The following is an 18,237-nucleotide window of genomic DNA, read 5'->3' on the forward strand; positions in this document are numbered from 1 at the left end:
AAAGTCCTGCGGATTTCCGCCGCCCGCACGCCCGCCGGGCCGTCCGCCGCCCGCACGCCCGCCGCCGGGCCCTCGCACCCGCCACCCGAGGGGCCAGTGGTCAGAACGCCGCGCGTACCTGGCCGACCTCCGCGTCGCCCCCCAGCAACGGCGCCCGGCCGATCCGCTTCAGTATCGGTCCCTCGACCCCCAGCAGTCCCAGCGCCCGCGCCAGCACCGGCCCCAGCGCGCGCAGGCCGCCGTCGTCCACCTTGAACGCCAGCGCGCGGCCGTCCTCCAGCGCCACCGCCTGCACCGCCTCCGCGCCCATCTTCGACAGCGCGCCCGGCACCTCGCGCATCAGCCAGGTGTCGGCCCTGCGCGTGCCGGCGACGTACGACGGATGCGCCCGCATCGCGTCCGCCACCCGGCGCTCGGCCGTGCCGGGCTCCGCGAGGACGAAGTGGCGGAAGGAGCGGGCGAGTCCGGTGAGGCTGATGGCCATCAGCGGGGCGCCGCAGCCGTCCGTACCGACCGCCGCGACCCGCTCCCCCGACGTCTCCTCGACCACTGTGGCCACGAGCCGCTGCAACGGGTGGGACGGCTCCAGATACGTGTCCAGCGGCCAGTCGTTGCGTACACAGGCCGCGAGCATCGCCGCGTGTTTGCCGGAGCAGTTCATGGTGACGCGGTCCCGGATGCGTCCCGCCGCCAGATACGCCTCGGCCTCGACCCGGTCCAGCGGCAGGTCGGCCGGGTTCAGCAGATCGTCCGCCGTCAGTCCGGACTCGGCGAGCATCTTCTGTACGAGGGCGAGGTGGAAGTCCTCGCCGGAGTGGCTCGCCGCCGCCAACGCCAGCCGCTCACCCGACAGTTCGACCCCGGCGCGCAGCACGGCGGCGGCCTGGAGGGGCTTGTTGCTGGAGCGCGGGAAGACCGGCAGGTCCGGGTCGCCGAGCGCGAACTCCACGCTGCCGTCGGCCGCGAGCAGCACCAGCGAGCCGCGGTGCCTGCCCTCCACGAAGCCGGAGCGCACGATCTCCGCGAGGACCGGGGACCCAGTGGTGACCTCCGTCGCGACCTCGGCCGCCGCGGCGGTGGCGGCCGCGCCCTTGGTCGCCGCCCCGGTCGTGGGCGTCGTCGTCCTGCGAGTCGTCATCAACGGGCCTTCCGGGCGGGGACCGCTCCGGAAGGCAGCCACGGCGTTACGTGAGCAGGTCGTCTACTTGTGCTTCGCCTTCACGGTACCTGCGGGCGATCTCCGCGCTGCAATCGTCCGCCGTCCGCTGGAGATCGTGCCGGCGCTTCGAAATCTGCTGCTCGTGGCGGACCAGCCGGCCCATCGCGGCCCGCAACTCCTCATCCGTACGGGCCTCCAGGTCGGAGAGCTCCACTTCGGCGAGCGCTTCGGCGGCCAGCAGCCGGAACTCCTCGTTGCGTGGTGTGGAAAGAGTCACATGCCGGGCGGAGGAGCGGTGGAGCGACGGGGTGTCGGCCAGGATCTCGGAGAGCCGGTCCACGACCGGCGTCTCGGGCGCCGACCGGCGGGCCAGTTCGGCCCGCAGGATGTCGATCCGGCCCTGGAGCAGCCGGCGCAGATAGCTGAGGTCGGCCTCGTCACGCGTCGCGTCCCGGCGCAGGGCACGCAACTCGGGCAGCCGCAGGGCGTTCTCACCGCCCGTGGCCCGCTGTGCGGGGGGCCGGACCGTCGCCGCACCGGCACTCGCCCCGGCGCCCTCGCCGGACGCCGTACTGCCGGTGATCGGTACAGGACCGGGCGACTGCCCGGCACCAGATGTGCTCATGCGTGCTTACTTCCCCTCGCTCCGCCTGCGTGCATCGTGCCACTCCTGCACGTGCACCTGCAGGCGATCTGCACCCGTTCGGCCCTGGATGGGCGCCGGACGGGACCCGAACAGGGCCCGGATAGGTTGGCCGTATGCGAGCAGTGGTGCAGAGGGTCGACGGCGCGAGCGTCGCCGTGGTGACGGATTCGGGGATCGAGACGGTCGGCGAGATCGTCGGCGAGGGGTTGTGTGTGCTGGTGGGAGTCGCCCACGGGGACACGAAGGAGAAGGCGGCCCAACTGGCCCGCAAACTCTGGACGCTACGGATCCTGGAGGGCGAGAAGTCCTGTTCCGAGGCGAACGCCCCGCTCCTGGTGATTTCGCAGTTCACTCTCTACGGGGACGCCCGCAAGGGCCGCCGCCCCACCTGGAACGCTGCGGCGCCGGGCGAGGTGGCCGAACCGCTGGTGGACGAGGTCGTGGCGCGGCTGCGTGAGCTGGGGGCGACCGTCGGGACGGGCCGGTTCGGAGCGGACATGCGCGTCTCGCTCACGAACCACGGCCCGTTCACGGTGCAGTTGGAGATGTGAGCACCCGGCATCCGCTCCCGGACCGGGCCCCCGGACCCGGAGAAACCCGAGGACCGGGGCGGCGGCGGCTCAGGCCTCCACGACCACTTCCTGCGACGCCGCCGTGTTCCCCGCCATCAGCGGCGCGTCCACCGGCACATTGCGCTTGACCAGCGCCAGCGCGATCGGCCCCAGTTCGTGGTGGCGGGCCGAGGTCGTGATGAAGCCGAGCTGGCGGCCCTCCTCGCCGTCGGCGGCGAGCCGTACCGGCGTGCCGTGCCCGGGCAGCAACACCTCGCTGCCGTCCAGGTGCAGGAAGACCAGCCGGCGCGGCGGCTTCCCCAGGTTGTGGACGCGCGCCACGGTCTCCTGGCCCCGGTAGCAGCCCTTCTCCAGATGAACGGCCGTGCCGATCAGGCCCAGCTCGTGCGGGATGGTCCGGTGATCGGTCTCGAAGCCCAGACGCGGCCGGTGGCCCTCGATGCGCAGGGCCTCGTACGCGAGGATCCCGGCCGGGGGGCCGTTCTCCCGCGCGTACGACTCCAGGTCGGCGCGCGGCAGGAAGATGTCCCGGCCGTACGGCGTCTCCCGTACGACGGCCCCCTCCGGCGCCTCCGCGATGGACCCGGCGGGGACGTGGACCACGGCGAATTCGTCCGTACGGTCGGCGACGTCCACGCGGTAGAAGAACTTCATCGACTCCAGGTAGGCGATCAGCGCCTCCCGCGTGCCCGGCTCGACGTGCGTCCAGACCGTCTCGCCGTCGTCCACGAGGTACAGCGCGTGCTCGATGTGGCCGTTGGCGGAGAGGATCAGCGCCTCGGTGGCCCGGCCGACGGGCAGCTCGCTGACGTGCTGGGTGAGCAGCAGATGGAGCCAGCTGAGCCGGTCGTCGCCGGTGACGGTGACGACGCCGTGGTGCGAGAGGTCCACCAGGCCCTTGCCGTCGGCGAGCGCGCGTTGTTCGCGGAACAGATCGCCGTAGTGCGCGGCGACACCTTCGTCCTGCCCTTCGGCGGCCACGGCACCGGGCAGGGAGAGGAGCGGGCTTGTCGTTGAGTGTCGCTGCATGACGACAAGCGTACGACCGGTCTAGGATTCGCCGCTCGCCGCACGGGCGGTGCAGTCGCGGCACGTCCCGAAGATCGCGAAATGTTTCATGTCCGTCGTGAAGCCGAACGTCTCACGCAGCTTGTCGGTGAAGTCGGCGGCGACGGAGACATCCGCCTCGATGACGTTCGTACAGTCCCGGCAGACCAGATGGATGTGGTGGTGCCGGTCCGCGAGGTGGTACGTCGGCGCGCCGTGCCCCAGATGCGCGTGCGAGACGAGGCCGAGCTCCTCCAGCAGCTCCAGCGTCCGGTAGACGGTGGAGATGTTCACGCCGGACGCGGTCCTGCGCACTTCGCACAGGATGTCGTCCGGCGTCGCGTGTTCCAGGGTGTCGACGGCTTCGAGGACAAGCTGGCGCTGCGGGGTCAGGCGGTAGCCGCGCTGCCGCAGGTCACTCTTCCAGTCGGTGCTCACCACGCACCCAGTGTAGGCAGCGCGGCCCGGTTCGCCGTAGCGGAAGCCGTACGCGATCGCTCCCGCAGGCGTACCGGCTCCCGTACGGGCACTGCCTCCGTACGCCTGCTCGATCCCGTTGGCCTACTTGATCCCGTACGCCTACTTGAAGAACGCGATGCCGTCGTCCGGCAGATCGCCCAGGTCCTTCGCCCAGGCCGCGACCTGCTCCGGCGTGACGACCTTCTTCAGGTGCGCCGACATGTACGCGCGCAGCGGGACCTCGGGGGTGGACTTCTCGCCGACCCACATCAGATCGCTCTTCACATAGCCGTAGAGCCGCTTGCCGCCGTTGTACGGGCCCGCGGACGCCGTACGCGCGACCGCGTCAGTGACGAGGTCGATCTGCGGCTTCTGGTCGGCCAGCTCCCCGTACCAGATCTCCACGATGCCCTGGTCACGCACCATGACGACCTCGACCTTGCGGTTCTCGTCGATGCGCCAGAAGCCCGACTCGGACTCGATGGGGCGGATCTTCTCGCCGTCGGAGTCCAGCGCCCAGGTGTGCGAGGAGTACTCGATGAAGTCCCGGCCGTCGTGGCTGAAGGAGACTTCCTGGCCGAAGTTGGCCTTCTCCTCACCGGGGAAGTCGAAGACACCCACGCCCTCCCAGTCACCGAGGAGGAAGGCGAGCGGGACAAGGCCCGGGTTCAGGTCGGACGGGATCTCGATCATGAGCAGCTCAGGCGATCTGTAGGGGTTCGAGTGGGAGGGGGCAGGAGGGCCGGGGACCGGCCTCGATCAGCTCTGGCCCTGGTAGAGCTTCTTCACGACCAGCACGGTGAACGCCAGGATCGCCACCGCGATCAGGGCGAGCAGGGCGGAGAAGAAGTTCTCAAGCACGGGGTGCTCCTAGGAGAGCGTCGGGGCGGTGAGTGGCCGGTCCCCAGCGTAATGGGTGGGGACCGGCCACCGGCTGCGGCCCTCAGCCGAGCAGCCGGCTCTGGAGGATCACCGTCTGGTGGAACGGGACGGCGGGCGCGGAGCCCTTACGGGACTGGACGACCAGCGCGAGCGTGTCACCGGCACCGACGTACGCGTGCCGGACATGCACCGGGCCGCGCGGCGCGGCCTCGTCGTAGATGTACGTCTCCGCCCCGTGCACGCCCACGGAGGGGAACGTCTCGTCGGCGGAGGACACCTTCTCGACGTCCGTCACCTTCAGCGGTGCTTCCTTGGGGCCCCGGAGATGGCTGTTGAAGAAGAACAGCGTGGACGCGGTGGAGTGGAAACGCAGCAGATAGACGCGGGTGGACGTGCCGTCGTCCGCCATGGTCCAGCCGCGCGCCACGATGTGGCGCAGGCCGTTGTCGCGGAGGTCGGTGGCCATCGTGCCGCGGACATCCTTCTCGTACTCCTGGAGGAAGCGGCTGACCGGCACCCTGCTGTTCTCGCCGTCCAGTGTGGGGTCGGGGCGGCTTCCCCCGGGGGCGGGCAGCAGCAAGCTCTCCAGGTCCGCGTAGTGGATCGCACCCCGATTGCCGCGGCCGAACGGGCCGACCGCGCCCGCGGGCAGGGTCGGCTTGGCGAGCGGCGGGTACGTCCAGCGGCCGTCGCTCTCGGTGGCGAGGGTGGGGATGTCGGTGCGCTCGCGGTCGGTCACGGCGTACGCGACGGTCGTGCCGAGCGCGCCGAAGACGACCACGGCGGCGGTCCAGCGCAGGGCGGCGAACAGCGCGGTGCTACGGCGGCGGGGCGCGGGCTCGGGCGCGGGCGCCGTATCCGGGTCCGTGCCCGTGCCCGGGTCCGCCGGGGCGACGACCTCTTCGACGGGCGAGATGGCGGTGGTCCGGTCGCTCACGCGGACTCCCCGGAGGCCGCGAGACGGCCGATCTGCTCGGTGAACATGCGGCTGATCTCCTTGGTGTCCAGTCCCGAAGCGCCGTACGCGTACGCAGTGGCCAGGACGCCGTGCGTGCTCCGAGTGCACAGCATGGCGTCGAGATCCGGGTCTCCGGCGTCCGGCAGCAGGAAGCAGTCGGCCGACGGGCCCTTGCGCAGGCCCTTGAGGACGGGCCCGACATCGGTCCGGAACCGGGTGAGCGCACGCTCCGCGCCGCCCTCCTCGACCTGCGCGAGATGCATCTCCACGACGAACAGGTTGTCCGCACCGCTGTAGCTGCGCTGGGCCCCGCCCGTGAACTTCAGCTTCTTCAGGGCCCTGGTGAAACGGTCCCGCTCCCCCGCCTCGAGCCCTCGTACCGCGTCCTTGGCGTGCACGGCGGTGCGTCCGGCGTCCAGCACGTTGTCGTTGCCGAGCGACGCGATGTCCGTCCCCGGCAGATAACCGTCCGGCCGGTAACCGTCGTCCACCGGCAGCAGCCCGGCGGCGACACCGCCGGGCACGAGGAGCTTCGCGTCGGCGGGCCTCGCCCCCTCCGGCATGGACGCCGGCCAGGCGCGGGTGGGGGCGGTGCGGTCGGCGTCGCCGACCTTGGCGACGGCCCAGATCCCGCCGCCGGCGGCGACGGCGAGCGCGAGCACGGCCGAGATCCCGACGACCGTCCTCCTGGGGAGGCGGCGGGGCCGGGCGGCCGAGCCGATGACGTCCTCGGGACTCTGCGGCGACTCCGGCCGCTGATCGGTCACAGGAGCTCCAACTGCCGCTTGGCGAGGGCCTCGAAGGCCTTCTTCGGGACGGGCCCCGCGTTGTTGTCGTACTGGATGTGCATGAAGACGTCGCCCCGGAAGGCGACGGCGCGCGCCTCGTAGTACGGGTTGTAGCCCGGCTGCCGGTCCGGCTCGTCGAACACCCACGTCCGGCCGTTCCCGCTGCCGGGAATGGCCGAGCCCGTGTTGCCGGCCCAGTCGTCGTCAGCCATGTACCGCTGCTGGCTCGCCGCGAACGCGGATGCCTCGCGGCTCCGCTCGTCCCGGAACTGGACGAGCGTGACCGTCACGTGGACGGCGCCTCCCTCCGACCAGCGGACGGTCGCGGCGCGCCTGTAGTCGGTGCGCACCAGGTCCTCGAAGACGTCGCCGGGCCGCTTGAACCCGGCCGCGAACTCGGGGAGATCGAGCCAGTCGGCCTTCTGCTCGGTCCGCGCGCCCTTCGGCTTCTTCACCAGCAGCTCGCGCAGGTCACCGTCGGTCCTGACCCACCGGTTCGCCGACAGCGTCCGCGTTGTGGTCCTCCCGTCGGCCGGGACGAGCTCCGGCGTACGCGGCTCGGCCTGGGCCAGCGGCGGCAGCGGCGTGGGCTCGCGCTGGTACTGCACCGCGTAGCCGGTGACGGCTCCGGCGAGCACGCCGAGCACGGCCGCCCCCGCGATCAGAGCCGTGGTGCGCCGTCCCCGGCGCGGGCGCGGTCTCGGGGCGCCGTCCGGATCAGGGCTAGTTCCCTGATCAGGCACGGTTTCGGGCGATTCCAAGAGGTCCCCCCACAGGACTGAGGCGCGGATTCCGATACCCGCGCATCCAACAGACCTGCCGCGCGCCAACGGGGTTGTACAGGCGCGCATTACAGTTCGGGACATGGCGAAGAAGCTCGTGATCAAGGTAACCGCCGGCGCCGACGCCCCCGAGCGCTGCTCCCAGGCCTTCACCGTGGCGGCGGTCGCCGTGGCCAGTGGCGTGGAGGTCTCCCTCTGGCTGACCGGCGAGTCGGCGTGGTTCGCCCTGCCGGGCCGGGCGGCCGGTTTCGAGCTGCCGCACGCCGCGCCACTGCCGGACCTGATCGAGTCGATCCAGTCGGCGGGCCGGATCACCCTCTGCACGCAGTGCGCGGCGCGCCGCGAGATCGCGGAGGAGGACGTGCTGGAGGGCGTACGGATCGCGGGTGCCCAGGTCTTCGTCAGCGAGGCAATGGCGGACGACGCGCAGGCGCTCGTCTACTGACGGCCCACGCCGTTCGTACGCCCGCTACCGGGGCCCGTGCCGCGTCATTTCGGCGGCTTCTTCCTGCCGTCCAGCTCGTCCCACCACTCGTCAGACTTCGGGTCGCCCGACGGGTCGTCCCACCAGCGGTCGTCGGGGCCGCGCGCGTTCGCGATCATCGCGGCGATCGGGGGGATGACCATGGCCACCACGCACATGCCGATCGCCACCGGCACCGACCACAGGCGCACGAACGCCCAGGCGCTGACGAACAGGGCGATGCATCCGCCCATCAGCACGAAGTAGCGGCGACGGCGTCGCGTATACATACATCGAGCTTACGACTGGCACGGAGGACCGCACCCCGTCTCAGGAAGCGTCCAACCCCCTGGGGTGCGGCCCTCCGGCCGATCGTGTCCCGCGTGGCCAGGTTCAGGCCGTGAGGCCGGGGAACCGGCCTCAGACCGCGATGGCCACCTCGGCCAGCCCACCGGTCTGGGCGACGACCGTACGGTCCGCCGTACCGCCCGGCACGAGCGCGCGCAGGGTCCACGTGCCCTCGGCCGCGTAGAAGCGGAACTGTCCGGTCGCCGAGGTCGGAACCTCCGCGGTGAATTCTCCGGTCGAGTCCAGCAGGCGTACGTAACCGGTGACGGGCTCGCCGTCACGGGTCACGGAACCCTGGATGGTGGTCTCACCGGGCTTGATCGCCGAGGCGTCCGGGCCGCCGGCCTTCGCTCCGCACATATGGGATCTGTCCTCCGGGTCAGGCAGGTGGTCTCGCGGGACGGTGTCGCGCGGGCTGGACTACTTGTTGGCGCCGAGCTCGATCGGCACGCCGACGAGGGAGCCGTACTCGGTCCACGAGCCGTCGTAGTTCTTGACGTTCTCCTGGCCGAGCAGCTCGTGCAGGACGAACCAGGTGAGCGCGGAGCGCTCACCGATGCGGCAGTAGGCGATGGTGTCCTTCGCCAGGTCGACCTGCTCCTCCTCGTAGAGGGCCTTGAGCTCGTCGTCCGACTTGAAGGTGCCGTCGTCGTTGGCGTTCTTCGACCACGGGATGTTGCGGGCGCTCGGCACGTGGCCGGGGCGCTGCGACTGCTCCTGCGGGAGGTGCGCCGGGGCGAGCAGCTTGCCGCTGAACTCGTCGGGCGAGCGCACGTCGACCAGGTTCAGGCTGCCGATCGCGGCGACGACGTCGTCACGGAAGGCGCGGATGGACGTGTCCTGGGCCTTGGCCTTGTACTGCGTGGCCGCGCGCTCGGGCACCGCGTCGACCAGGTCGCGCGAGTCCAGCTCCCACTTCTTGCGGCCGCCGTCGAGGAGCTTGACGCCGTCGTGGCCGTAGAGCTTGAAGTACCAGTAGGCGTAGGACGCGAACCAGTTGTTGTTGCCGCCGTAGAGGATCACGAGGTCGTCGTTGCCGATGCCCTTCGCGGACAGGAGCTTCTCGAAGCCCTCCTGGTCGACGAAGTCGCGGCGCACCGGGTCCTGGAGGTCCTGCTTCCAGTCGATGCGCACGGCGTTACGGATGTGGTTCTTCTCGTACGCCGAGGTGTCCTCGTCGACCTCGACGATGACGACCTTCGGGTCGTCGATGTGGGCCTCGACCCAGTCGGCGTCTACCAGGACGTCGCTGCGGCTCATTTGTTCTCCTCCGGGGCAGTGTGCGGCGGGTGGTGCGGGCGGCGGCGCCTTCCGGGCACGGAGGCGCGGCGGGCTGCGTACGGCACGGGGTGGCCCTGACGTGGTCGAAGGGCCGGAGAGAGGTGGCGGGACGGACGTGTCCCGCTCAGGCGGTGCGACAGAGCATGGCGGCGACGCGGCACAGGTCGACTGCCCGCCGCTTCGTGAGGTTCGCCTGTCCCCGCTGCTGGAGACCGCTGATGAAGCACTGCATGCGTCCGATCGTAGGGACGGATACGGTGCGATGTCACCGGTGTGTCGAATCGTGAGACGGGATCGTCCGAGATGTGGGACCAATGGGCGTTCCCGGTGGCCCGGAACCGATTCCCGGGCCTCTCGTACCGCTGTTCCATCTACGGGATGGACATCCGCGTCTCACGATACGGCGGCCGGTGGAATCCGGCCGCCCGCTCCGCCGCCCGCCCGGCCGCTCAACGGCGCGGCCGTCGTGAGGCCGTTCAGCCCGTGAGGTCCACGTCCTGGCCCGTGCCCGAGAACCGCAGACCGTCCTCCGTCGCCGTGACCTTGTCGAGCTTGATGGTCGACGGCAGTCCGTCGATCGTCAGGTCGTAGTCGACGACGTCCTTCAGCTTGTCCTCGACACCCGGCACCGGCAGGGTCGGCAGGTCCTCCGCGCGCAGCCGGACCTTGTCGCCGCCCTCCAGCGAGACGGTGCTGTACGCCGTGAAGTCGTCCCGCAGCAGCCCCTTGAACGCGTCCGGCACGTCGATGCCCGCGCCCTCCACCAGATCGCCCAGCGGCCCCGAGACCTTGACCTGCCCCTTCGCCGCCCGCTCCGGCCCGGCGTAGCCGACCGTCGCGCCCTTCGGCGCGGACTTGGAGAGGTCCTCGTACGAGATCAGCGCCGAGCCCTCCGCGCTGCCCGCGACCGCCGACGAGAAGGTGCTGTTCACCTTCACGTCCCGCAGCTCGGCCTTCACCTCGGTCACCTCGACCTCGCGGCCCTCGGTGGTGGCGGTTATCCCGCCGACGCTGACCTCGATCTCGTCCAGCTTCGAGTTCGCGACCTGGGTGAGGAAGGGGAAGCCCTTGATGGAGACGTCGGGCTCGCTGCCGAGGCCCTGGCTGCTCTTGATCTTGCTCGCCGCCTCGGTCTCGGCGAAGTACACCGCGGCCCTGTCGACGGCGACGAAAAGCCCGCCGAGGATTACGACGAAGATCAGCAGAATTCGCAGTGCGCGCATTGCTCGGTGTCCCCCACCCTGGTCGTACCGGCCCAGCCCCCGTAACGCCGTGAGCCTAATGGGTCGACGTCCGCAGCGGCGGTTCGGTTCCTGGGGCGGGTTCCCGGGGCGGGTTCGTCCTCAGCCGCCGGACGGGCTCAGAGGGCCCGTCCCAGCAGGTAGATCGCGGGGACGGCGACCGTCAGCGGCAGCGCCACCCCGGCCGTCATGTGCACGAAGCGCGACGGGTAGTCGTAGCTGGCCACCCGCAGCCCGATCAGCGCGCACACCCCGGCGCCGAGGCCGAGCAGCGCGCCCTGGCCGCCGATGTCCGTCAGCCCGCCCGCCGCGACCCCGGCACCCGCGCCGGCCGCGAGCGCGACCACGATCGAGACGATGCCCGGCAGCGGGAGAGCGCGGGCGACCGTCGCGGCGGCGACGGCGAGCGCGCCCACCGTCACGGCGTCCGGCACGGCGGCGAGATTCCCGGTGGCGATGATGGCGAGCGCCGCCGAGGCGACAGTGGCCATCAGGCCCTGCATGCGTTCGTCGGCGCCCGCGTAGCTGCGCAGTTGCAGGACGACCGTGAGCAGCACCCACGCGCCGAGCGTGCCGAGGATCGCGGCGAGCGCGTGGTCGTCGCCGACGGCGAGGACCGCGACATCGGCGACGAGCGCGCCCGCGAAGGCGAGCGCGATGCCCTGACGGGCGGGCCACATGCCGTTGAGCCGGAACCAGCCCGCGGCGGTGACCGCCTGGAGGATGACGAGCGGGACGACCAGCGCCCACGGGCCGACGGCCGCGCCGCCCGCGAGCAGCAGGGCGAGTACGGCGGTCAGCCCGGCGGGCTGGATGCCGGGCGGGATGATCGGCGACCGGCCCTCGGCGCGGGCGCGCTGGGCGTCGGTGATGCGCGCGTTGCCCATGGTGGTGGGCGAGCTGTAGCTGTCGGCGGCCGGCGCCGCGGGAGCGGCGGCGGGGCCGGGAGCGGGTGCGGGTGCGGAGGCGGCCGGGGGCACGTACGGCTGCTGTCCGGGGGTCGGGACCTCCGGGGGCAGCGGGTACGCGCCGGACTGCTGCGGCAGATAGGCCGTGTCCGCGGCGGCCGGCTGAGGGGGCTGGGACTGCGGCTGCCGGTACTGGACCTGCGGCTGGTACTGCGTGTCCCAGGTCTGGCCCTCCCAGGTCTGCGCGTCCTGACCGTCGGACGGTTCCTGGTACGGCTGCTGCTGGTAATGCTGTTGCTGCGGTGCCTGCGGCTGGTACTGCTGCTGATACGGCTCGGACGGCCGGCCCGGTCGCGGTACGCCGTACTGCTGCTGCCCGTACGGCTCGGAGTCGTAACTCCGTCCGTAGTCCTGCTGCCCGTCGTACCGGTTCTGCCCGTTGTGCTGGCTGTGCCCGTCGTACCGGCTCTGTCCGTTGTGCTGGTCGTCGCTCATGCTCGGCTGCTCACCCTCCTGCGAACGGCGGGAGCACTTCGACCGTGCCGCCCTCGGCAAGCCGTACGGTCTCATGCCCGCGGGTGCCGACGGGGTCACCGTCGACGAGGAACGAACACCTCTGGAGCACCCGGACCAGCTCACCGGGGTGCTTGTCCCGCACGGCGTCCAGCGCCTGGGCCAGAGTGTCCGCCGCGTAGGGCTCCTCGGCGATGCCCGCCGCCGCCTTGGCCGCGGCCCAGAAGCGGATGATCCCCGCTGCCATGGCGTACTCCTCCATCTAATTCTCGGCAATTTTCTCGTCGGATTCCGTCGGCCCTCCATGATGGCCGATCCCCAGCCCCGCCACGGCATCCGCCGCATCCGGAGAGGGCCGGGAAAGAGATGACCCGCTGTTTCCACCCTCTGACACTGAGCACATGTGGGTTATTCTGCTCCGGAAGAGGATCCGGGCAATGTAGCCCCCGGGTCCTTTTGCGCTTTCCGACCCGGAGCGCGAGCGCGGGACGGAAGGCGATGCCACATACGCCCCCACGCTTCCGGGTGTGGGAGGTGCCCCCTTGCAGGGACCGAGGAGGAACCGACGTAATGGGCGAGCCAATGACGCAGACGCACAACGTATGTCCGACCCAGGCAGGTGGGCGGCGATGAGTTCTCTGCTGCTGCTCACGAACGCCCTCCAGCCGTCGACGGAGGTGCTGCCCGCTCTCGGCCTGCTCCTGCACCACGTGCGAGTGGCCCCGGCCGAGGGACCGGCCCTGGTCGACACCCCCGGCGCGGACGTCATCCTGATCGACGGCCGGCGCGACCTGCCCCAGGTGCGGTCGCTCTGCCAGCTGCTGCGCTCCACCGGACCCGGCTGCCCGCTGGTCCTCGTGGTGACCGAGGGCGGCCTCGCCGCCGTCACCGCCGACTGGGGCATCGACGACGTCCTGCTCGACACCGCGGGCCCGGCCGAGGTCGAGGCGCGGCTGCGGCTGGCCACCGGACGCCAGCAGATCTCGACCGACGACTCCCCGATGGAGATCCGCAACGGTGATCTCTCGGTGGACGAGGCGACCTACAGCGCGAAGCTGAAGGGACGGGTCCTGGACCTGACCTTCAAGGAGTTCGAGCTGATCAAGTATCTGGCACAGCACCCCGGCCGGGTCTTCACCCGGGCGCAGCTCCTCCAGGAGGTGTGGGGCTACGACTACTTCGGCGGTACGCGGACGGTCGACGTACACGTACGGCGGCTGCGCGCGAAGCTCGGCCCCGAGCACGAGTCGCTGATCGGAACGGTCCGCAACGTCGGATACCGCTTCGTCACGCCGGAGAAGGTCGAGCGCGCGGCGGAGGAGGCGAAGGCGAAAGCCATCGCCGAGGCGGCCGCGAAGGCGAAGGCCGCGGGGCCCGCTGAGGGTGCGGCCGACGACACCACACACACGGCCGACACGTCCGAGGTACGGGAAGGCGCCGTGCGGCCTGCCGGGAGGTAGGTCACCACGCGTAGACTGCCGCGCGTGGCCAAGGTGACGCGGGACGACGTGGCACGACTGGCGGGGACTTCGACCGCGGTCGTCAGCTATGTCATCAACAACGGACCGAGGCCGGTCGCCCCGGCCACGCGCGAGCGTGTACTCGCCGCGATCAAGGAGCTGGGGTACCGGCCCGACCGGGTCGCGCAGGCGATGGCGTCGCGGCGGACCGACCTCATAGGGGTTGTCGTGCCCGACGCGCGGCAGCCGTTCTTCGCGGAGATGGCGCACGCGGTCGAACAGGCCGCCGCCGAGCGCGGAAAGATGGTGCTCGTCGGCAACTCCGACTACCGCAACGAGCGCGAGGTCCACTATCTGCGGGCCTTCCTCGGTATGCGGGTGTCCGGGCTGATCCTGGTCAGCCAGGGCCCGAGCGAGCGCGCCGCGGCGGAGATAGAGGCATGGGACGCCCGCGTCGTACTGCTGCACGAGCGGCCCGAGGGCATCGACGACGTCGCCGTCGTCACCGACGACATCGGCGGCGCGCAGCTCGCCACCCGGCATCTGCTGGAGCACGGTCATCCGTACGTGGCGTGCCTCGGCGGCGTGGAGTCGACGCCGGTCGTCGGCGACCCGGTGACCGACCACGTCGAGGGCTGGCGGCGGGCGATGCGGGAGGCCGGTCTGTCGACGGAGGGGCGGCTGTTCAAGGCGCTCTACAACCGGTACGACGCCTACAACGTCGCGCTCAAGCTGCTGGCCGGGCCCGACCGGCCGCCGGCGATCTTCTGCTCCACCGACGACCAGGCGATCGGTGTGCTGCGGGCGGCGCGCGAGCTGCGGATCGACGTGCCGGGCGAGCTGGCGGTGGCCGGCTTCGACGACGTCAAGGAGGCCGGGCTCACGGACCCGCCGCTGACGACGGTCTCCTCGGACCGGCCGGCGATGGCGCGTGCCGCGGTGGACCTGGTGCTGGACGACGGGCTGCGGGTGGCGGGTTCGCGCAGGGAACGGGTGAAGCAGTTCCCGTCGGCGCTGATCGTGCGGCGCTCGTGCGGCTGCTTCTGATCCTGTGGTGAGCGTGCTCCGAAGGCCGTTCTGAAGGCGGTCCCGAGCGTGTGAGGGCGTCCTGCGAGGGCCGCCTTTACAAGGGACATACACGGTTCTGTCGGGCTTCTCAGAACGTCTTCAGACAGCTCTCATGCAGGGGGCGGATTGTCGATGACATGACCGACAACCAACGCCGCGGCAGCGACGAAGAACCGAACCAGCAGCAGGACCTCGGCAGCGGCCAGGCGTACCCGCCGCCGCCTCCGTACGAGCCCGCCGGGCAGCACGCGCCGGAGGGGTCGTACACGCAGCACGCGTACGGCGCGCCCGAGGCGCCGTACGCCCACCACGCTCAGCCCGGCCACGCGGCCTGGGGCTGGGGAGCCGCCGCACCCGCGCACTCCCCCGGCCACGCCCGCCGCGCCAAGCGACCCGTCGCGCTGCTGGCCGCCGCCGCGTTCGTCGCGGCCGTGGTCGGCGGTGGTACGGCCGCGCTGACCTCGACCCTGACGAACGACTCCGCCGGCACCGCCGCGAGCACCGTCGCGGGTACGACCGTCTCGCAGAGCAGCAAGGGCACGGTCGCGGGTGTGGCGGCGGCCGTCTCCCCCGCCATAGTGGAGATCCAGGCACAGTCCGGCGCCGGGCAGTCCACCGGCTCCGGTGTGGTCATCACCGGCGACGGCGAGATCATCACCAACAACCACGTCGTCGCGGGCGCGCAGACGGTGAAGGTGCAGCTCAGCACCGGCAAGACGTATACGGCGAACGTCGTGGGCACCAGCCCGGACAAGGACCTCGCCCTCATCAAGCTCCAGGGCGCGAGCGGCCTCAAGACGGCGGCGCTCGGCGACTCCGCCAGCGTGAAGGTCGGCGACGAGGTCGTGGCGATCGGCTCACCCGAGGGTCTGACCGGCACCGTGACCAGCGGTATCGTCTCGGCGCTCGACCGGGACGTCACCGTGTCGAAGGACGAGGGCCAGGGGCAGCAGCAACAGCAGGGCGGTGGCGGCGAACGGTGGCCGTTCGAGTTCGGCGGTCAGCAGTTCAACGGCGACACGGGCTCCTCCACCACCACGTACAAGGCGATCCAGACCGACGCGTCGCTCAACCCGGGCAACTCCGGTGGCGCGCTGATCAACATGAACGGCGAGATCATCGGCATCAACTCGGCCATGTTCTCGGCGAGCGGTTCGAGCGGCGGCGACAGCTCGTCGGCCGGCAGTGTCGGGCTCGGCTTCTCGATCCCCGTCAACACGGTCAAGGCCGACCTGAGCGAGCTGCGCGCCGGGAACAGCGACTAGGACCCGTCCGACGTGCGAGGCTGAAAGTGCCGGAGACCCGAGTCCCGGTCCTGCTCCGAGGTCCGGTCCTGATCCCCGCCCCCGTCCCGGTACCGGTCCTGTCCTGGTCCCCGTCCCGGTCCTGGTCCCCGTCCCGGTTTCCGAAGCCGTTCAGAGAAAGAGCGACGACATGAGCCCCGCCGAAGGCGATCCGCAACGCGTCCTGATCGTCGACGACGAGCCCGCCGTCCGTGAGGCGCTCCAGCGCTCTCTCGCCTTCGACGGGTACGGCACCGAGGTCGCCGTCGACGGTGTCGACGCCCTCACCAAGGCCGCCGTCTACCAGCCCGATCTGATCGTGCTCGACATCCAGATGCCGCGCATGGACGGGCTGACGGCGGCCCGCCGGCTGCGCGCCGGCGGATCGACCGTGCCGATCCTGATGCTCACGGCGCGCGACACCGTCGGCGACCGGGTCACCGGGCTCGACGCGGGCGCCGACGACTATCTGGTCAAGCCCTTCGAGCTGGACGAGCTGTTCGCCCGGATCCGCGCGCTGCTGCGCCGCAGTTCGTACGCGGGGTCGGCGGGCGGTGAGATGCCGCAGGACGACGTCCTGTCCTTCGCCGATCTGCGGATGGACCTGGCGACGCGCGAGGTCACGCGGGGCACGCGCCGGGTGGAGCTGACCCGTACCGAATTCACCCTCCTTGAGATGTTCCTGGCCCACCCCCGTCAGGTGCTGACGCGGGAGCAGATCCTGAAGGCCGTCTGGGGCTTCGACTTCGAGCCCAGCTCCAACTCCCTGGACGTGTACGTGATGTACCTGCGGCGCAAGACGGAGAGCGGCGGCGAGCCGAGGCTGGTCCACACGGTGCGCGGGGTCGGTTACGCGCTGCGCACCGACGGCGGGCCCGGCGGGCACGGTCCCGGTGCCGGTCCCGGCTCCGCCCCCGGCGGGCACGGCGGCGCCGAGTGACCTCTCTCGCCCGGCGGTTGCGTACGCTGCCGCTCCGCTCCCGCCTCGCGATGCTCGTCGCCACCGCGGTCGCCGTGGCCGTCGCGGCGGCGGCCGTCGCCTGCTGGCTGCTGACCCGCGCCCAGTTGGAGGCGGAGCTGGACAACTCGCTCCGCAACACCTCCGCCCCCAACAACCTGGTGCAGGACGCGCTGAACCGGTGCGCCTTGGGCCAGACCCCTCCCGAGCCGTCCAACCTGGGTTTCGCGTACGTCCAGGTCGTCGCCCGCGACGGCAGCCGGTGCGTGGACGCCTCCTCGCAGCCGGTGAAGGTCCAGTCCGCCGACGTCGCCGTGGCTCGCGGTACGGAGCGCGACACGCTGCACAACTCCACGACCGAGAAGGGCGCCCCGGTGCGCGTCCACACCCAGCGGATCCAGTTCGGTCCGGGTGGCGCGCAGGTCACCGTCTCCGTCTCCCGTCCCCTCGACGAGATCGACGCCTCGCTGAACCGGCTCGCCCTGCTGCTGACCGCCGTCGCCGGCGCCGGCGTCATCGGGGCGGGCGCCGCCGGACTCTGGGTGGCCAGGACCGGTCTGCGCCCGGTCGACGGGCTGACCCGCGCGGTCGAGCACGTCGCGCGCACCGAGGATCTGAGCCTGCGCATCCCGGCCGAGGGCGAGGACGAGATCGCCCGCCTCTCGCGCTCCTTCAACTCCATGACGGCGGCGCTCGCCTCGTCGCGCGACCGCCAGGCGCAGCTCATCGCCGACGCGGGGCACGAACTCCGTACGCCGCTGACCTCGCTGCGTACGAACGTCGAACTGCTCGCCCGCAGCGAGGAGACCGGTCGCGCGCTCCCGCCGGAGGACCGTACGGCGCTGATGGCGTCGGTGAAGGCGCAGATGACGGAGCTGGCCTCGCTGATCGGCGACCTCCAGGAACTGTCCCGGCCGGACGCCCCCGACCCCGGCCCGCTCCAGGTCGTCGCGCTCCACACGATCGTCGAGAGCGCCCTGGAACGCGCCCGGCTGCGCGGGCCGGACCTGACGATAGAGGTGACGCTGCGCCCCTGGTACGTACGGGCCGAACCGGCCGCGCTGGAGAGGGCGTTGGTCAACGTCCTCGACAACGCGGTGAAGTTCAGCCCGCCGGGCGCGGTCGTGGAAGTCGCGCTGAGCGAGCGGGGCGAGCTGACGGTACGGGACCGCGGCCCCGGCATCCCGGCGGAGGAACTGCCGCACGTCTTCGAACGGTTCTGGCGCTCCCCGTCGGCCCGCGCGCTGCCGGGTTCGGGCCTCGGCCTGTCGATCGTGGCGCGCACGGTGCAGCAGACGGGCGGCGAGATCGCGCTCCGCCCGGCGGCGGGCGGCGGCACGGTGGCCGCGATCCGCATCCCGGGCGCATCGACCCCACCACCGTCGGGCCCGGCGGGCGCGACGAGGGCCTGACCGGTTCGC

The 18,237-nt window shown here is 71.4% G+C and carries 22 protein-coding genes; 7 read left to right on the forward strand and 15 right to left on the reverse strand.

The genetic code is table 11. The features are described from left to right. Positions 1–100: 100 nt before the first annotated feature. Together ACFWHU_RS26835 and ACFWHU_RS26840 are read right to left on the reverse strand one after the other, a co-directional pair. Positions 101–1,138, reverse strand: a complete 1,038-nt coding sequence (locus ACFWHU_RS26835) for an asparaginase (protein WP_387227817.1) — start codon at positions 1,136–1,138, stop codon at positions 101–103. Positions 1,139–1,184: 46 nt separating this feature from the next. Continuing rightward, entirely contained in the window at positions 1,185–1,784 is a 600-nt protein-coding gene (locus ACFWHU_RS26840; protein ID WP_385796376.1) for an ABC transporter substrate-binding protein, read from the reverse strand. A 134-nt stretch (positions 1,785–1,918) separates the two neighbouring features. Between ACFWHU_RS26840 and dtd the strand changes: the two genes are divergently transcribed. Beyond that, positions 1,919–2,356 carry a D-aminoacyl-tRNA deacylase gene (dtd, locus tag ACFWHU_RS26845; RefSeq protein ID WP_078076514.1) on the forward strand — a complete coding sequence of 146 codons (438 nt, stop codon included), beginning with the start codon at positions 1,919–1,921 and terminating at the stop codon, positions 2,354–2,356. Between the two features lie 69 nt (positions 2,357–2,425). On the opposite strand, the gene ACFWHU_RS26850 is transcribed toward dtd, so the two are convergent. The 6 genes from ACFWHU_RS26850 to ACFWHU_RS26875 form a co-directional block, all read right to left on the reverse strand. After that, entirely contained in the window at positions 2,426–3,406 is a 981-nt protein-coding gene (locus tag ACFWHU_RS26850) for a YgfZ/GcvT domain-containing protein (RefSeq protein WP_385796373.1), read from the reverse strand. A 21-nt stretch (positions 3,407–3,427) separates the two neighbouring features. Continuing rightward, positions 3,428–3,865, reverse strand: coding sequence for a Fur family transcriptional regulator (locus ACFWHU_RS26855; RefSeq protein ID WP_078076512.1), 438 nt, complete (start codon positions 3,863–3,865; stop codon positions 3,428–3,430). Between the two features lie 138 nt (positions 3,866–4,003). Then, the gene (locus ACFWHU_RS26860; protein ID WP_385796369.1) at positions 4,004–4,576 is read right to left on the reverse strand and encodes an FABP family protein; all 573 of its coding nucleotides are present in this window, start codon (positions 4,574–4,576) and stop codon (positions 4,004–4,006) included. Positions 4,577–4,826: 250 nt separating this feature from the next. Then, positions 4,827–5,702, reverse strand: a complete 876-nt coding sequence (locus tag ACFWHU_RS26865) for a hypothetical protein (protein ID WP_387227820.1) — start codon at positions 5,700–5,702, stop codon at positions 4,827–4,829. Beyond that, positions 5,699–6,490, reverse strand: coding sequence for a hypothetical protein (locus tag ACFWHU_RS26870; RefSeq protein WP_387227823.1), 792 nt, complete (start codon positions 6,488–6,490; stop codon positions 5,699–5,701). The genes ACFWHU_RS26865 and ACFWHU_RS26870 overlap by 4 nt, the downstream gene beginning before the upstream one ends. Next, positions 6,487–7,254 (reverse strand): hypothetical protein, encoded by a 768-nt coding sequence (locus tag ACFWHU_RS26875; protein ID WP_387227825.1) that lies wholly within the window; start codon positions 7,252–7,254, stop codon positions 6,487–6,489. Before ACFWHU_RS26875 ends, ACFWHU_RS26870 begins: the two co-directional genes overlap by 4 nt. A 121-nt stretch (positions 7,255–7,375) precedes the next feature. On the opposite strand from ACFWHU_RS26875, the gene ACFWHU_RS26880 reads away from it, so the two are divergent. Further along, on the forward strand, positions 7,376–7,738 hold the full coding sequence (locus ACFWHU_RS26880) for a DsrE family protein (RefSeq protein WP_385796360.1): 363 nt from the start codon (positions 7,376–7,378) through the stop codon (positions 7,736–7,738). Between the two features lie 44 nt (positions 7,739–7,782). Here the strand turns inward: ACFWHU_RS26880 and ACFWHU_RS26885 are convergent, their stop codons facing one another. The 7 genes from ACFWHU_RS26885 to ACFWHU_RS26915 form a co-directional block, all read right to left on the reverse strand. After that, positions 7,783–8,046, reverse strand: coding sequence for a DUF3099 domain-containing protein (locus ACFWHU_RS26885; protein WP_387227827.1), 264 nt, complete (start codon positions 8,044–8,046; stop codon positions 7,783–7,785). Positions 8,047–8,176: 130 nt separating this feature from the next. Beyond that, positions 8,177–8,464 carry a DUF1416 domain-containing protein gene (locus ACFWHU_RS26890; RefSeq protein ID WP_385796356.1) on the reverse strand — a complete coding sequence of 96 codons (288 nt, stop codon included), beginning with the start codon at positions 8,462–8,464 and terminating at the stop codon, positions 8,177–8,179. Between the two features lie 60 nt (positions 8,465–8,524). Beyond that, positions 8,525–9,364 carry a sulfurtransferase gene (locus tag ACFWHU_RS26895; RefSeq protein ID WP_385796353.1) on the reverse strand — a complete coding sequence of 280 codons (840 nt, stop codon included), beginning with the start codon at positions 9,362–9,364 and terminating at the stop codon, positions 8,525–8,527. A gap of 145 nt (positions 9,365–9,509) precedes the next feature. Next, positions 9,510–9,617, reverse strand: coding sequence for a putative leader peptide (locus tag ACFWHU_RS26900; protein ID WP_023540667.1), 108 nt, complete (start codon positions 9,615–9,617; stop codon positions 9,510–9,512). Between the two features lie 244 nt (positions 9,618–9,861). Next, the gene (locus ACFWHU_RS26905) at positions 9,862–10,608 is read right to left on the reverse strand and encodes a DUF2993 domain-containing protein (RefSeq protein ID WP_385796350.1); all 747 of its coding nucleotides are present in this window, start codon (positions 10,606–10,608) and stop codon (positions 9,862–9,864) included. A gap of 137 nt (positions 10,609–10,745) precedes the next feature. Continuing rightward, the gene (locus ACFWHU_RS26910) at positions 10,746–12,104 is read right to left on the reverse strand and encodes an FUSC family protein (RefSeq protein WP_387227830.1); all 1,359 of its coding nucleotides are present in this window, start codon (positions 12,102–12,104) and stop codon (positions 10,746–10,748) included. After that, a complete protein-coding gene (locus ACFWHU_RS26915; protein ID WP_385796344.1) occupies positions 12,040–12,294 on the reverse strand; it encodes a MoaD/ThiS family protein in 255 nt (84 codons plus the stop codon). The genes ACFWHU_RS26910 and ACFWHU_RS26915 overlap by 65 nt, the downstream gene beginning before the upstream one ends. Before the next feature lie 382 nt (positions 12,295–12,676). On the opposite strand from ACFWHU_RS26915, the gene ACFWHU_RS26920 reads away from it, so the two are divergent. The 5 genes from ACFWHU_RS26920 (at position 12,677) to ACFWHU_RS26940 (ending at position 18,228) form a co-directional block, all read left to right on the forward strand. Beyond that, positions 12,677–13,507: a response regulator transcription factor gene (locus tag ACFWHU_RS26920; protein ID WP_385796342.1), complete on the forward strand. Its 831-nt coding sequence runs from the start codon at positions 12,677–12,679 to the stop codon at positions 13,505–13,507. A 24-nt stretch (positions 13,508–13,531) separates the two neighbouring features. Then, positions 13,532–14,554 (forward strand): LacI family DNA-binding transcriptional regulator, encoded by a 1,023-nt coding sequence (locus ACFWHU_RS26925; RefSeq protein WP_147876589.1) that lies wholly within the window; start codon positions 13,532–13,534, stop codon positions 14,552–14,554. Positions 14,555–14,712: 158 nt separating this feature from the next. Then, positions 14,713–15,840 carry a S1C family serine protease gene (locus ACFWHU_RS26930; protein WP_387227833.1) on the forward strand — a complete coding sequence of 376 codons (1,128 nt, stop codon included), beginning with the start codon at positions 14,713–14,715 and terminating at the stop codon, positions 15,838–15,840. A gap of 169 nt (positions 15,841–16,009) precedes the next feature. Next, positions 16,010–16,798: a response regulator transcription factor gene (locus ACFWHU_RS26935; RefSeq protein WP_385796338.1), complete on the forward strand. Its 789-nt coding sequence runs from the start codon at positions 16,010–16,012 to the stop codon at positions 16,796–16,798. Further along, complete coding sequence (locus ACFWHU_RS26940; protein WP_385796336.1) at positions 16,795–18,228, forward strand: sensor histidine kinase; 1,434 nt, start codon at positions 16,795–16,797, stop codon at positions 18,226–18,228. Before ACFWHU_RS26935 ends, ACFWHU_RS26940 begins: the two co-directional genes overlap by 4 nt. The last annotated feature ends 9 nt before the right edge of the window (positions 18,229–18,237 follow it).

Source organism: Streptomyces sp. NPDC060366 (assembly GCF_042725135.1).
Classification (GTDB): Bacteria; Actinomycetota; Actinomycetes; order Streptomycetales; family Streptomycetaceae; genus Streptomyces.